The 12981-nt window shown below is 58.4% G+C and carries 13 protein-coding genes; all 13 read right to left on the bottom strand.

What is annotated here, in order from left to right; genetic code table 11:
• Positions 1 to 10: 10 nt before the first annotated feature.
• Positions 11 to 1414 (bottom strand): ethanolamine ammonia-lyase reactivating factor EutA, encoded by a 1404-nt coding sequence (eutA, locus tag J1G48_RS06320; protein WP_001097530.1) that lies wholly within the window; start codon positions 1412 to 1414, stop codon positions 11 to 13.
• A complete protein-coding gene (gene eutH / locus J1G48_RS06315; protein ID WP_000512344.1) occupies positions 1411 to 2637 on the bottom strand; it encodes an ethanolamine utilization protein EutH in 1227 nt (408 codons plus the stop codon). Before eutH ends, eutA begins: the two co-directional genes overlap by 4 nt.
• Positions 2638 to 2756: 119 nt before the next feature.
• A complete protein-coding gene (gene eutG, locus J1G48_RS06310) occupies positions 2757 to 3944 on the bottom strand; it encodes an ethanolamine utilization ethanol dehydrogenase EutG (protein WP_001147510.1) in 1188 nt (395 codons plus the stop codon).
• Positions 3934 to 4773 carry an ethanolamine utilization protein EutJ gene (eutJ, locus tag J1G48_RS06305; RefSeq protein WP_000929667.1) on the bottom strand — a complete coding sequence of 280 codons (840 nt, stop codon included), beginning with the start codon at positions 4771 to 4773 and terminating at the stop codon, positions 3934 to 3936. Before eutJ ends, eutG begins: the two co-directional genes overlap by 11 nt.
• Before the next feature lie 10 nt (positions 4774 to 4783).
• Positions 4784 to 6187, bottom strand: a complete 1404-nt coding sequence (locus tag J1G48_RS06300) for an aldehyde dehydrogenase family protein (RefSeq protein WP_001075640.1) — start codon at positions 6185 to 6187, stop codon at positions 4784 to 4786.
• 11 nt (positions 6188 to 6198) lie between these two features.
• A complete protein-coding gene (gene eutN, locus J1G48_RS06295) occupies positions 6199 to 6486 on the bottom strand; it encodes an ethanolamine utilization microcompartment protein EutN (protein WP_001522340.1) in 288 nt (95 codons plus the stop codon).
• 112 nt (positions 6487 to 6598) lie between these two features.
• Complete coding sequence (gene eutM, locus J1G48_RS06290) at positions 6599 to 6889, bottom strand: ethanolamine utilization microcompartment protein EutM (RefSeq protein ID WP_000387716.1); 291 nt, start codon at positions 6887 to 6889, stop codon at positions 6599 to 6601.
• Between the two features lie 40 nt (positions 6890 to 6929).
• On the bottom strand, positions 6930 to 7946 hold the full coding sequence (pta, locus tag J1G48_RS06285) for a phosphate acetyltransferase (RefSeq protein ID WP_000582935.1): 1017 nt from the start codon (positions 7944 to 7946) through the stop codon (positions 6930 to 6932).
• A complete protein-coding gene (gene eutT, locus J1G48_RS06280; protein WP_000997654.1) occupies positions 7943 to 8746 on the bottom strand; it encodes an ethanolamine utilization cob(I)yrinic acid a,c-diamide adenosyltransferase EutT in 804 nt (267 codons plus the stop codon). The genes pta and eutT overlap by 4 nt, the downstream gene beginning before the upstream one ends.
• Complete coding sequence (eutQ, locus tag J1G48_RS06275; RefSeq protein WP_000733864.1) at positions 8743 to 9432, bottom strand: ethanolamine utilization acetate kinase EutQ; 690 nt, start codon at positions 9430 to 9432, stop codon at positions 8743 to 8745. Before eutQ ends, eutT begins: the two co-directional genes overlap by 4 nt.
• On the bottom strand, positions 9410 to 9889 hold the full coding sequence (eutP, locus tag J1G48_RS06270; RefSeq protein WP_000820751.1) for an ethanolamine utilization acetate kinase EutP: 480 nt from the start codon (positions 9887 to 9889) through the stop codon (positions 9410 to 9412). Before eutP ends, eutQ begins: the two co-directional genes overlap by 23 nt.
• 12 nt (positions 9890 to 9901) lie before the next feature.
• Positions 9902 to 10237 carry an ethanolamine utilization microcompartment protein EutS gene (gene eutS / locus J1G48_RS06265; RefSeq protein WP_001031445.1) on the bottom strand — a complete coding sequence of 112 codons (336 nt, stop codon included), beginning with the start codon at positions 10235 to 10237 and terminating at the stop codon, positions 9902 to 9904.
• Between the two features lie 416 nt (positions 10238 to 10653).
• Positions 10654 to 12933 carry an NADP-dependent oxaloacetate-decarboxylating malate dehydrogenase gene (gene maeB, locus J1G48_RS06260; protein WP_000344299.1) on the bottom strand — a complete coding sequence of 760 codons (2280 nt, stop codon included), beginning with the start codon at positions 12931 to 12933 and terminating at the stop codon, positions 10654 to 10656.
• Between the last annotated feature and the right edge of the window lie 48 nt (positions 12934 to 12981).

Below are 12981 nucleotides of genomic sequence, written 5' to 3'. Positions count from 1 at the left end.
AGTCGTTCCCTCAGGAAGGAAATGCGAGTGATTTCACCGTCACCGGCACAACCGATCCGCCAAAAAGAGGCGTACCAATGTCGATATAGTCTCCCGCCCGCACGACCACCTCATCGATGACCGCCAGCGGAAGTTGCGGTAACTGTGGGCGCAATAACATGCCCAGCGCTTTACCAAAATCCTGCTCGGCCACCACCAGCAGGGGATGTGGATTGGGATAACGCGCGACAAAAGCCGTCAGCGCGTTGATGACCGTGAGTAATGCGGCGTAACGCACCGGAAGCGTGGCGGGAAGCGCCAGCACGTAAGCGTCGGTTTGCGGGTCGAGATCAAGCTGGAGAAGCGCCTGCCGCCAGGCGTTCACCAGATCGGCGTCATCCTGCGGGATCGCCACCGGCAGGTTGCGCAGCGGCAGTTGGACGTCTTCCAGCCAGATAGTACTGCCGGAAAGCGACAGCGTATGGGCCCCCGCGCCAATCACCGTGGCGCGCACGGTTTGCGCCGGAAACTGCACGTTCATCTCGCGCAGACGCGGGTGCTCATGCAGCGCGGTCGCCAGCAGCGGCCCGATATCAGAAAAGCAGAACGGATCGGCAGGTTGGTTGCGGTAGCATTCACCTACCCCACCGGAAAGGGTGATCACCTCTGGCGTAATATCGGCGGGCAGCAGCCCGGTTTGCATCAGCGATTGCGCCAGCGGCGAGAGCGCGCCAGTGATAACCTCGACGATGAGATCCGCCATCCGCCGCGCCACCTGTCCCAACTGTGCGGCAGCTAAGGCGCGAGCATCAGTACCCGAACCGAACACCTCATCGATAATCATCTGCCCCGGCTGATGGGCATAAACCACGCGCCCCTGAGCATCGGTTTCCAGCAGGCGACCACCGACGTTAAGGCAGGCGGTGCCGCTGACTTTTCCCGCGTCAAACAGCGCGTAGTTAGACGTGCCGCCGCCGATATCAATATTCAGCACCCGGCACATCCGCTGCTCAGACAAGCTTTGCGCTCCGGCGCCGTAACCGGCAATGACCGATTCCAGATGCGGCCCGGCGCTGGCGACCACAAAGTCGCCCAGCGACTGCGAGAGCGTCATGACCGCCGGACGGGCGTTGCGGGTTTTGGCGCTTTCGCCGGTGATAATGATAGCCCCTGAGTCCACCGATTCAGGCGCGATGCCTGCGGCCTGATACTGGGCCAGAATCAGCGCTTTAAGTTCGGCCTCTTTCAGACCGCCCTGCTTATCCACGGGCGTAAAGAAGACCGGGCTTTGCCAGCTAATGTCGCGTTTGATGAATTCGTAGCGCGGCACCTGCGACACCGCCGCACGGTTAACCAACTCCAGGCGCGAGAAGATCACCTGCGTGGTGGTGGTGCCGATATCGATACCGACGCTCAGTAGCTGGCGAGTGTTCACGATTGCGCCTCCGCTTCGGTTTTCACCTGGGCGGCGTCATCTTTCGGCACCAGCATCATCGCCACGCCAATCGCCGTCACGCCGCCGATCAGCTTGCCGACAATCATCGGGAAGATCATGGCGTTCATGTTGGCAGCGGCGAAGCCTAAATGGTCGCCCAGCGCGAATGCCGCAGAGACGGCAAATGCGCAGTTAATCACTTTGCCGCGGGTATCCATCTGCTTCATCATGCCGAACATCGGGATATTGTTCGCCAGGGTCGCCACCATGCCTGCCGCCGCAATATTATTTACGTTCAGCAGCTTACCGACATTCATCAACGGTTTTTCAAACCAGCGGGTCAGTAACAGCACCATCGGATACGCGCCGAGCAGCACGCAGGAGATAGAGCCGATCACTTCAATGGCGCGCATCACTTCGCCAGGTTTGTCGCCTGGCGCCATAAAGATCGGGTCGAGCCCCGGAATCAACTCCCAGCCCAACAGGAATTTAATCACCGCAGCCGCCAGACCGATGGTGATCAGCGCCACCAGAAATTTGGCGAAAATCTGGAAACCGTTGATCATTTTTTCCGGGATGAACTTCAGCCCCAGCGCTACCAGCACCGCGACAATCAATACCGGGATCATGTTCATCAGGATCAGCGCGAAGGTAAACTCCACTGGCTGACCATTGATCTGCACGCCTGAGTACATGGCGATCAATCCCCCCGCAATGCAGCCAATGGGAATGGTGACGATACCCGCCAGTACGCCAAGCGCCAGGTAGCGGCGGTCAGACGGTTCGATAATGCCGAGCGCCACCGGAATGGAGAACACAATGGTCGGCCCCATCATCGACCCAAGTATTAACCCTGAGTATAGCCACGCCGCGACATCACCGCCGGCCAGCTCTTTGGCGAGGAAGAATCCGCCCATATCACAGGCCAGCAGCGTACCCGCGAACATGGATGGGTTCGCGCCCAGCATTTCGTATACCGGGATAATAACCGGCCCCAGTACATGCGCCAGCACCGGCGCCAGCGCGGTCATACCGACCATCGCCAGTCCCAGCGCGCCCATCGCCATAAAGCCCTCTTCAAACTGGCCGCCAGCCCCCTCGATACTCTTGCCAAATTTACCGAGGAAGCGCGCCGACCCGCCGAACTGCGACAGGATCCTGTCCACGGCGGCAATCAGCATAAAGAACATCATGATGTACATGATGATTTCGTTAATTCCCATAGCCCCTACTCCCTGTCATTTTTGATTTGTAAGCCGGATAAGACGTTTACGTCGCCTCCGGCATTAACGCCGTGTTATTGCCGGATGGCGGTGCGAGCACCTTATCCGGCCTACAGGCATTACCCGGCAGCCGCGTACAGGTCGATAATCTGTGCCTGTGTGGCGGTGCGTGGGTTACTGCGCAGACAAATATCCTCCAGCGCGGCTTGCGCCCACGCGCTGTAGTGTTCGGGTTTGGCGCCAGCGTCAGCCAGCCGTTTGCTCTGGCCCACTTCGGCAATCAGCTCGCTCACCGCCGCAATCGCATCGCGATCGTCCGATTTCTTATTGGTTAACGCCCGACCGATTTGACTGAAGCGTTCGCGGCAAACCATCCGGTTAAAGCCCATGACCGTCGGTAGCAGCATGGCGTTGGCCTGGCCGTGCGGAATATGCAGCGCCGCCCCTGGCTGGTGCGCCATCGCGTGACACAGCCCCAGACCGGCGCTGGAAAAGGCCATTCCCGCCATACAGGAGGCCAACAACATATTTTCACGCGCCGCCAGATCGTGGCCGTAACCCACGGCTTTCGGCAGCGATTTGCCAATCATCGCTATCGCGCCAATCGCCAGGCTGTCGGTAAACGGCGTGGCGCTGAGCGCGCTGTAGGCCTCAATCGCATGCGTCAACGCATCGATACCGGTCATCGCCGTCACGTTTGGCGGAACGCCTTCGGTCACGGCAGCATCAAGAATCGCCACGTCCGGCATTAGTGACGCGTGTGCCAGCACCTGCTTGCGCCCGCTGACCGCGTCGATAATCACCGTCACGTTGGTGGTTTCAGAACCGGTTCCGGCGGTGGTCGGCACCGCAATCAGCGGCAGACGCGGGCGTAATGTACTGCGCTCGGTCATGGCGCTCAGCGTCTGGTCAGGGTTAGTCACCAGCAGGGCGACCGCTTTCGCCGCGTCCAGCACCGAACCGCCGCCAAAGGCCACTACGCCGTCGCACGCCGCCTCACGCAGTTGCGCCACCGCCGCGCAAACGTCGGTGATGCACGGCTCGCCTGGCGGACACGGCCAGACTGTCATCGCCACGCCTTTCATCGCCAGGCTGCGTGCCAGCGGCGCGGTCATTCCCGCCTGATGCAGGAAGCTGTCGACCATCACAAACAGATGGCTTACGCCTCGCGCTTGCGCTTCCTGGCCGCAGGCGCCGAGCGCCCCAAGTCCGCACAGCGTGACCGGCGGTACGCTGAACGTTTTCACCCGTTGCAGATTCAGGGTGTCGAATGCCTGAAACAGCGCCGTCTGTAGTTCAGCTTGCATAGAGTCCCTCCGCTTTCGCTCTCCCGCTGTTGGCTATCGCCAGCGGGGTCATAAACAGGCTGTGCTGCGGTAAATGCACCTGTAACTCCGGGAAACGCTGGCGAAATAACGCCTCCACGCCCGGCTGCATACAGGAACCGCCCGCCAGCCATAAATCTGTCACTCCCTGCCCGGCAATATGGCAAGCGACGATTTCCGCCATCTTTTCGTACACCGGCTTCACTACCGGCCAAATCTCCTGCGCGTTGCTGCGCTTGTACTGTTCCGCCTCTTCCAGGGGAATACGTCGGTTGCCCGCCAGCGTCAGGGAGATATGGTGCCCGCCAGTGGCTTCATCGGCGGAGTAAGTCACCTTGCCCTGTTTGACGATGGCAATGCCGGTAGTGCCGCCGCCAATATCCACCACGCCTGCATTATCAAGCGCCAGCAGATCCGCCACCGCCGTCGGTTCATCCAGTACGTGGCTGACTTCTAACCCAGCAGACTCCAGCACGTTGATCGAAATACGCGGGTCAGTACCCGGTGGGAACGAGGTCGCCGCGTGGGTGAAGCGGCAGCCGAGCTGCTGTTCAAGGGTGTCGAGATGGCGGCGCACGAGGGTGACGGCACCGAAGAAATCCCAGACGATGCCGTCACGCACAACGTCGGCCCAGTCAAGGCACACCGCCACCGGCTGGGCGTTGCCGTCGACCACCATCGACACCACGTCGCAGGTGCCCAAATCGACGCCCAGCCACAGCGGCGCGTCGCTGGCGGCGGGCGTCTGGTTACACAGGGCCGCCGCTTTTTGCAGTCTTGGGGTGAGCCAGAGTTGTTCGTCGTGCGCCATGAGTCATCCCTTATACAATGCGAAACGCATCCACCAGCACGCATCGACGCAGCCGCACAAAGGTACGTGCGCTGGTCACGCCTTCGCCGGTTGGCGTAGTGATAGTCATGGTGGTCCAGCCTTCTCCGCCCAATCCAAGCCCGGCAATGCACGGCCCGTTTTTGACGAAAATGCTGGTGTCGATGGCGTTCGCCATCTGGTTCATGTTGTCGATATTGCGCGAGTGCATCGCCGCCGTATGGTGGCAACCGCCTTCAAGCTGAACCGCCAGGGCGATGGCTTCTTCGACGTTGGCGACCCGCACCACCGGCAGTACCGGCATCATCATTTCAGTGACGGCAAACGGATGGTTAGCTGGCGTTTCCACAAACAGCAGGCGCGTTTGATCCGGGACGTTCAGGCCGATGGCTGCGGCAATCTTGCCCGCGTCACGACCGACCCAGTCACGGCTGACGGTACCTTTGCCGCGTTCATCGATATTCTTCAGCAGCACCGGCTGGAGCTGTTCGGCCTGAGCGGCGGTCAGTTTCACCGCGTGCTGACCTTCCATCAGACGCATCAGCTCGTCGGCGACACTATCCACCACAATCAGCACTTTTTCGTCGGCGCAGATGATGTTGTTATCAAACGATGCGCCTTTGACGATGGATTGTGCGGCGCGCGGCAGGTCGGCGGTCTCATCCACCACCACCGGGGGATTGCCGGCACCGGCGGCAATCAGGCGTTTATTAGTATGTTTGCGCGCCGCGTCCACCACCGCTTCGCCGCCAGTCACCACCAGCAGGCCAATACCGGGATATTTGAACAACCGCTGGGCGGTTTCGATATCCGGGTTCGCCACGGTGACCAGCAAATTTTCCGGGCCACCGGCGGCGACCACCGCCTGATTGAGGAGAGTGATTGCCCGCTGAGAGACCTTTTTCGCCGCCGGATGCGGGGCAAACACGACGCTGTTGCCTGCGGCAATCAGGCTGATGGCGTTATTAATCACCGTCGCCGCCGGATTGGTGGACGGCGTGACCGAGGCCACCACGCCCCACGGCGCATTTTCAATCAGCGTCAGGCCGTTATCGCCGGTCAGCACCTGCGGAGATAAACACTCGACGCCCGGCGTGCCGCGCGCCTGCGCCACGTTTTTGGCAAATTTATCGTCAACGCGTCCCATGCCGGTTTCGCTGACGGCAAGTTCCGCTAATTCTCGGGCGTGTTTTTCGCCCGCTTCGCGAATGGCATGAATGGCAAGCTGGCGCATCGCCACGCTCTTCAGCCCCTGCTGGGCCCGTTTTGCTGCCGCCACTGCGTCATCCAGGGAGGCAAAAACGCCCATCTCATGAACAGTACTGGCCGGCTGGCTGCTGTCTTTCATTTTCAGCAGCACCGCTTTCACCACCTGTTCAATATCCTGTTGATTCATGATGTTCAGTCCTATTTATGGAAAACCACTTTCCCGCCAGCCACCACTTCATCGACGATGCCAATGACGCACAGATCGACCGGTGATAATTCGCTGCGATGCGCCTGGCGCGCGGAACTGCCGCTGACCAGCAGTACCCACTCTCCGGTTCCCGCCCCGATACTGTCGATAGCGACGGCACACTGCCCGTCGGGGTTGCCCTGGGCATCGATCATTTCCACCATCAGCAATTTGTCATGCGCCAGTCCCTGATGGCGGACGGTACATACGATTTGTCCTGTGACGACTGCCAGTTTCATATCCGCCTCCATGGATTGCCCATTGGGTCGTAGGCCTTGAATCTGCGCACCATCAGGCAATGGCGCGCATTCATGCCGGATGGCGACGCTGCGCGTCTTATCCGGCCTACCATCAAATGTTGCTGTCGCCTTTGAAGCTGATCGGGAACACTTCTTCCAGATCGCCGTGCGGGCGTGGAATCACGTGTACGGAGACCAGCTCGCCAATGCGCTGCGCCGCAGCGGCGCCAGCATCGGTTGCGGCTTTGCACGCCGCCACGTCGCCACGCACCATGGCCGTACACAGGCCACCGCCAATCTGCTTCACGCCGACCAGCTTCACGCGCGCGGCTTTTACCATCGCATCGGAGGCCTCAATCAGCGCAACCAGGCCCCGGGTTTCAATCATTCCTAATGCTTCCATCGTGTTTTCCTCTCATTAAAGGGGTCCAGAACGGGACCGTTCATTCAACCAGTGTGTGTAAGCTGCGTTCGCGGCTCACGTCAGCCTGGCGCGGCACGGCTGCCACCAACGCCAGTTCGATAATTTCCTGCACGCTACAGCCTCGGGAGAGGTCGTGAAGCGGCGCGGCAAGCCCCTGAATTAGCGGCCCAACAGCGCGATAGCCTCCCAGACGCTGAGCGATTTTGTAGCCAATATTGCCCGCCTCCAGCGACGGGAAAATCATCACGTTGGCGCGGCCTTGCAGCGGGCTGTCAGGCGCTTTTTGCGCGGCGACCTCCGGGACGAAAGCGGCGTCAAACTGCAATTCACCGTCCACAAGCAGTTGCGGCGCACGTTCGCGAACGAGCTCTGTCGCCTGCTGCACGTTGGCGACATTGGGGTGACGGGCGCTGCCGTTGCTTGAAAATGACAGCATCGCCACGCGCGGCTCTTCGCCGGTAATGGCCCGCCAGGTGTCGGCGCTGGCGATAGCGATATCCGCCAGCTGCGCCGCCGTCGGCTGCGGTACTACGCTGCAATCGGCGAACCCTAATGCCGGACCGGCATACTGCGGCAGCATCAGGAAAATAGACGACAATGTTTTGCACCCAGGTTGCAGGCCAATCACCCGCAGCCCTGCGCGCAGCACATTCGCCGTTGACGACAGGTTGCCTGCGATACACACATCAGCCTCACCGGCGCTCACCATGGCGGCAGCGAACATCAGCGGGTCGCTAAGCTTTTCCACTGCGTCCGGCGGCATTTTTTCTCCGGCGCGGGCAAGCCAGCGTTGCGCAAAACGCTGGCGCATACTCAGGTTGCTGTGTGGGTCGATGACCTGAATGCCATCCATCGGCATACGATGACTCAGGGCAAACTGACGCAGCGCAAACGGGCTGGCGACCAGAACGGGGCGAGCCAGACCGTACTGTTGCAGGTAATGCGCCGCTTTCAGCACGCGTTCGTCCAGCGCATCAGGAAAGACGACTCTGGCGGGGGCGCGTACCGCCAGTTCGCGGGCGCGTTCAATGATCATGGCTTCTCTCCCAACCGTTGTTGAATTTGGGCGACCGTCAGCGGATGTTTCGCCACGCTCAAAATCATCATCACGTAAACCGTGCTGGAGAGACGGTTCAGCGCCTGTAAAATGTCCGGGCGCAAGACCTCAAAACTACGGGTAATAAACACTTGTGCGGCGAGGGTTTCCGTTTCGCGGACTTTGGTTCGCAGCAGATTAAGCAGCGCCGCATCGCGACCGTGGCTGGCCTCCGGCACCAGGTGATCGTGGTCGAGGTAGCGCAGCGGCTGGTGGGAAAGCCGATGCAGCTCATCCTCGTTGAGCCCGACGATCGCCTGCGCCGCCAGCGGTTCATCTATAGCGTCGGCGCGCATAATGTTGCCCAGCCGCGAGCGGATATCGAAAAGCCACGGCTGCCAGGGTTCCGCCAGTTCGATTTGTAGCCACACGGTCAGCGCGATGGCGCTGTCGAGCGCGGCGCGAAAGCCGAGGCGCGGGTCGCTTTTGGCGACCATTTTGTCCGCCGTCAGATGGGTCAGCGTATCGGGCTTTTTCACCACCGGCTGGCGGCACAGTTCACAGCAGGCCTGTGGGTGCGTATCGCTACTGGTTAAGCCATGTACCGGCTGCGGCTGCTGTTCGTCATCATCGACAAACAGCCTGCCTTGCGGATCCAGAAACTTAATGCGCAGGCGGCGACTTTCCAGCAGTTCCCGGGCCGAGGGCGTCAGTCGTGCATCAGCGGGCAGATGGATCTCCGATCCTTCGCTGAGCGTATGATTCGCTCTGAGCCACGTTTCGGTGATGAAATCGTTCATACGGATTGCCAGTTCGCAGGCCAGGCGACGTACAGAAAGCGCACGGACGTTGGCGTGCCAAATTCAATGCTGGAGCCTTTAGGGATGAACATGACATCTCCGGCTTTGGCAATCATGGTTTCGCCTTCATGGCGTACGTGCAGTTCGCCCTCCAGCACCATGTCGATTTCGTCGTAGTTCAGCGTCCACGGAAAAAAGGCGTTGTCCCACTGCATAAACCCGGCGGCCATGCTGCTGCCGTCCTGCTCTGTAACCAGATCGGTTAAGCCGACGCAGTGCGGTTCGGCGCCGTCGAAGCGGCCAAATTTCACGCTGCTGCCGTCAATGACTTTCACGCCGCCTTTACCCGTGACGGAGGTAAAGCTCGGCTGCATCGTCCCCAGTTCCAACGACTGCTTTTCCTTCAGCACTTTTTCCATCAACTGCGCCACCAGGCTTTCAGTAAACTGCCCTTCCGGGAGCTGCGCGATGATGGCTTCCCGAATGCGCTGGCTTTCGTTTTTACACGCCTGCGCCGATGTGGATGCCGGAACGGACTCGTCGCATTCGGTAATCGTGAAGCCCAGTAGTTCCGCCACTTCGCGAGCCTCCGGGGTAATAATGCTGGCGCGCAGCACTACCGACATCGCCTGTTCGCCGCGGGCGTGGGCCGCACGAATATCGTTAGCTGTGATAAGTTTTTTCACCTGCCTCTTCCTCCTGTTCACTGAGAGCCGCCAGATAATCCACCAACTGCCGCACGCTTTGCGGGTCGTGGCCGTTGAGCTCGAAAATCGGCTCCCGGAATCCAATCTCGCAAAGCAACTGCCGCGTAGCGGCGACGTCGGCATCCGGCATGTCCGTTTTGCTGATAACGGCGATATGTCGTTTACGGGTTCCAACATCCAATAACCCGGCAGGTAAGCGACTTTCTTTATCGTTTGCCGCGTGGACATAAATCAGCGTGTCCACATCCTGCAACGTGGTAATTAAGGCGTGATACCAACGGGGATGGCTAAAATATTCACCCGGCGTATCGATATCGCCATGATCATTAAATTCCACGGCCTGCGTTTTTCTGGCGAGGGAATAATTTCCCCGTAACGCGTTAAAAAGCGTTGTTTTTCCGGCACCGACCGCGCCGACAAAAGCAATACGTTTCATTACCGCCACCAATTAACTTTTTGTTAACTCACACAGGGTAAAGTTTAATAATCGCCCCAGCCCGCTGACCGTCTGTAATAGCGCTTCTTCTACTGCGCCGACGGTGCCATAAATCACCAGCGCGCCGCTAAATCTGTCGAGAAAACCGATGTGTACATCCGCAGCCTTCATCGCTAAATCGCCAGCGATCATCGCCGTTTCCCCCGGCGTTAAGGTCATAATGCCAATCGCGCCAGCATCGGGAACGCCGATCTTTTTCGCCAGTTCTTCACCAGGGTGCGCAATGAGATGCGCCAGAGTGACCTGTTTGCCCGGCACAAATTCCTGAATAATGCGTTCTTTATTCATTGCTCACCGTCTCCACTGAAACTGCCGTCATCGTGGCAATTTTTTGTCGGAGTAAATAACAAAATTCGGCAAGGTGATGTAAAAGGTGAGGTAGATCACTAAGAGAAAGAAAATAAAAGGGACTTCTGTCGAAGGTGTTAACGATAAATATCGTGGTGCATCACATTTTCAGGCGTCATTCTGAATTTAAGCCTGTTCCGCAATAAATACCCACCGACTATTCTTTATATTACTATTATTGATAAAAATAATGCGTATCACTCGATTTGTGCATAGTACAGATTCAGTGAAATAAGTAGGGGTAACGCAATAGGTTCCAGAATATCCCCACTCGAGCCTTTCATGCCATGGCGAAGCCCAGCGGCGCATAAAAAAAGCGCAGGAGAACCTGCGCCAGAAGAGAGAGTAATACGTTATTAAAGCGGCGTGGTTTGCGCTTCAACTACCGCTAACGCCACCATATTCACGATACGGCGTACAGAGGCGATCGGCGTTAATACATGTACCGGTTTAGACACGCCCATCAGGACCGGGCCGACCGTGACGCCTTCGGAACTGGAGACGCGTAGTAAGTTGTAACTAATGCGGGCGGCTTCCATATTCGGCATCACCAGAATATTGGCGGCTCCCTTCAGCGGGCTATCCGGCATCCGGTCATTACGAATACTTTCCACCAACGCCGCATCACCGTGCATCTCACCGTCAATCATCAGATCGGGCGCTCGTTCGCGTACCCGCTCAAGGGTTTCGCGCATTTTGCTGGCGGACAGCGAATTTGAGGAACCAAAGTTAGAGTGCGACAACAGCGCGACTTTCGGCTCAATACCAAAGCGGCGAACGGTTTCCGCCGCCATTACGGCGATCTCCGCCAACTGTTCCGGCGTGGGATCTTCGTTAACATAAGTATCGGCGATAAAAGTGTTGCCGCTTGGCAGCAGTAAGGCGTTCATCGCCCCTGCCGTATGCACGCCGTCACGGTAGCCAAAGACGGCTTTCACGACGCTGAAATGCTCATGGTAGTCGCCGATGGTGCCGCAGATCATCGCATCCGCTTCCCCACGCTGCACCATGATCGCGCCAATGGCCGTATGGTTGCCGATCATCGCACGCTGCGCCTGTTCCTGAGTTACCCCGCGACGCTTCATGATCTGGTAATACTCGCTCCAGTACTCTTTGAAGCGCGGATCGGATTCATTATTCACGATCTCGAAATCAACGCCCGCTTTGATCTGTAGCCCCAGTTTCTGGATACGCATTTCGATCACGCTCGGACGTCCGATCAGGATGGGCTTCGCCAGTCCCAGGGTTATCAACTCCTGGGTTGCGTGCAGCACGCGCGCCTCTTCCCCTTCCGGCAGCACTACGCGCTTCGGATCTTTGCGTGCCTGCGAGAAGATCGGCTTCATGAACAGGTTGGTTTTGTAGACAAACTCGGTCAGTTTATCGATATAGGCATCAAAGTCAGCAATCGGGCGCGTCGCCACGCCGGAATCCATTGCCGCTTTCGCGACCGCCGGAGCGATTTTGACAATCAGACGCGGGTCAAACGGTTTCGGAATAATGTATTCCGGCCCAAAGCTCAGGTCCTGATCGCCATAGGCCGAGGCCACCACTTCGCTCTGTTCGGCGTGCGCCAGCTCGGCAATCGCACGGACCGCCGCCAGTTTCATCTCTTCGTTGATCGCCGTCGCGCCGACGTCCAGTGCGCCGCGGAAGATAAACGGGAAGCACAATACGTTGTTCACCTGGTTCGGATAGTCGGAACGACCGGTACAGATGATGGCGTCCGGACGCACTTCTTTCGCCAGCGGCGGCAGAATTTCCGGTTCCGGGTTAGCCAGCGCCAGAATCATTGGCGCGCGGGCCATTTTCTTCACCATCTCCTGAGTCAGCACTTTCGGGCCTGAACAGCCGAGGAAAATATCCGCGCCGTCAATGACCTCATCCAGCGTGCGCTTGCCGCTGTCGTCTACCGCATAGGCCGCTTTGGTCTCCGCCATATTCGGCTCACGGCCTTTGTAAATAACGCCCTTAGAGTCGCACACCACGATGTTGTGCTTTTGCATCCCCAACGCGACCAGCAGGTTCATACAAGCGATTGCCGCCGCCCCTGCGCCGGAGACGACCATCCGTACGTCGGAAATATTTTTCTCTACGACTCGCAGACCATTAAGAATGGCGGCCGTACTAATGATCGCCGTTCCGTGCTGATCGTCATGGAAAACCGGGATGTTCATGCGCTCGCGCAGTTTCTGTTCAATATAGAAACATTCCGGCGCTTTAATGTCTTCGAGGTTAATGCCGCCAAAAGTCGGCTCCAGCGCTGCGACCACATTGATAAATTTGTCCGGGTCAAGCTCATCGACTTCAATGTCAAACACATCAATGCCGGCGAATTTTTTAAACAGAACGCCTTTGCCTTCCATGACCGGCTTGCCGGCCAGCGCGCCAATGTTGCCTAACCCCAGCACCGCTGTACCGTTGGAAATGACCGCGACAAGGTTGCCGCGCGCGGTGTATTTGTAGGCTGCCAGCGGATCTTTTTCGATTTCCAGGCAGGGCGCCGCCACGCCTGGCGAGTAAGCCAACGCCAGATCGCGTTGGGTGGCAAGGGGCTTAGTCGGAGAAACCTGAATTTTACCGGGTACCGGAAATTCGTGGAAATCAAGGGCGCTTTGTTTTAACTGCTCATCCATTTTGTTGTTCCTTTCACGTATCGTTCAAAAAGTGACGCGGCCTGGTGC

This window comes from Salmonella sp. SAL-020, from assembly GCF_017372215.1.
Lineage (GTDB): Bacteria > Pseudomonadota > Gammaproteobacteria > Enterobacterales > Enterobacteriaceae > Salmonella > Salmonella enterica.
This window is presented reverse-complemented; position numbering and strand designations above follow the sequence as displayed.

What these genes read in the sequence shown, in the direction of transcription:
- eutH (WP_000512344.1), bottom strand. Translation starts at nt 2,637, where the DNA reads ATGGGAATTAACGAAATCATCATGTACATCATGATGTTCTTTATGCTG.
- eutG (WP_001147510.1), bottom strand. Translation starts at nt 3,944, where the DNA reads ATGCAAGCTGAACTACAGACGGCGCTGTTTCAGGCATTCGACACCCTG.
- eutJ (WP_000929667.1), bottom strand. Translation starts at nt 4,773, where the DNA reads ATGGCGCACGACGAACAACTCTGGCTCACCCCAAGACTGCAAAAAGCG.
- J1G48_RS06300 (WP_001075640.1), bottom strand. Translation starts at nt 6,187, where the DNA reads ATGAATCAACAGGATATTGAACAGGTGGTGAAAGCGGTGCTGCTGAAA.
- eutN (WP_001522340.1), bottom strand. Translation starts at nt 6,486, where the DNA reads ATGAAACTGGCAGTCGTCACAGGACAAATCGTATGTACCGTCCGCCAT.
- eutM (WP_000387716.1), bottom strand. Translation starts at nt 6,889, where the DNA reads ATGGAAGCATTAGGAATGATTGAAACCCGGGGCCTGGTTGCGCTGATT.
- pta (WP_000582935.1), bottom strand. Translation starts at nt 7,946, where the DNA reads ATGATCATTGAACGCGCCCGCGAACTGGCGGTACGCGCCCCCGCCAGA.
- eutT (WP_000997654.1), bottom strand. Translation starts at nt 8,746, where the DNA reads ATGAACGATTTCATCACCGAAACGTGGCTCAGAGCGAATCATACGCTC.
- eutP (WP_000820751.1), bottom strand. Translation starts at nt 9,889, where the DNA reads ATGAAACGTATTGCTTTTGTCGGCGCGGTCGGTGCCGGAAAAACAACG.
- eutS (WP_001031445.1), bottom strand. Translation starts at nt 10,237, where the DNA reads ATGAATAAAGAACGCATTATTCAGGAATTTGTGCCGGGCAAACAGGTC.
- maeB (WP_000344299.1), bottom strand. Translation starts at nt 12,933, where the DNA reads ATGGATGAGCAGTTAAAACAAAGCGCCCTTGATTTCCACGAATTTCCG.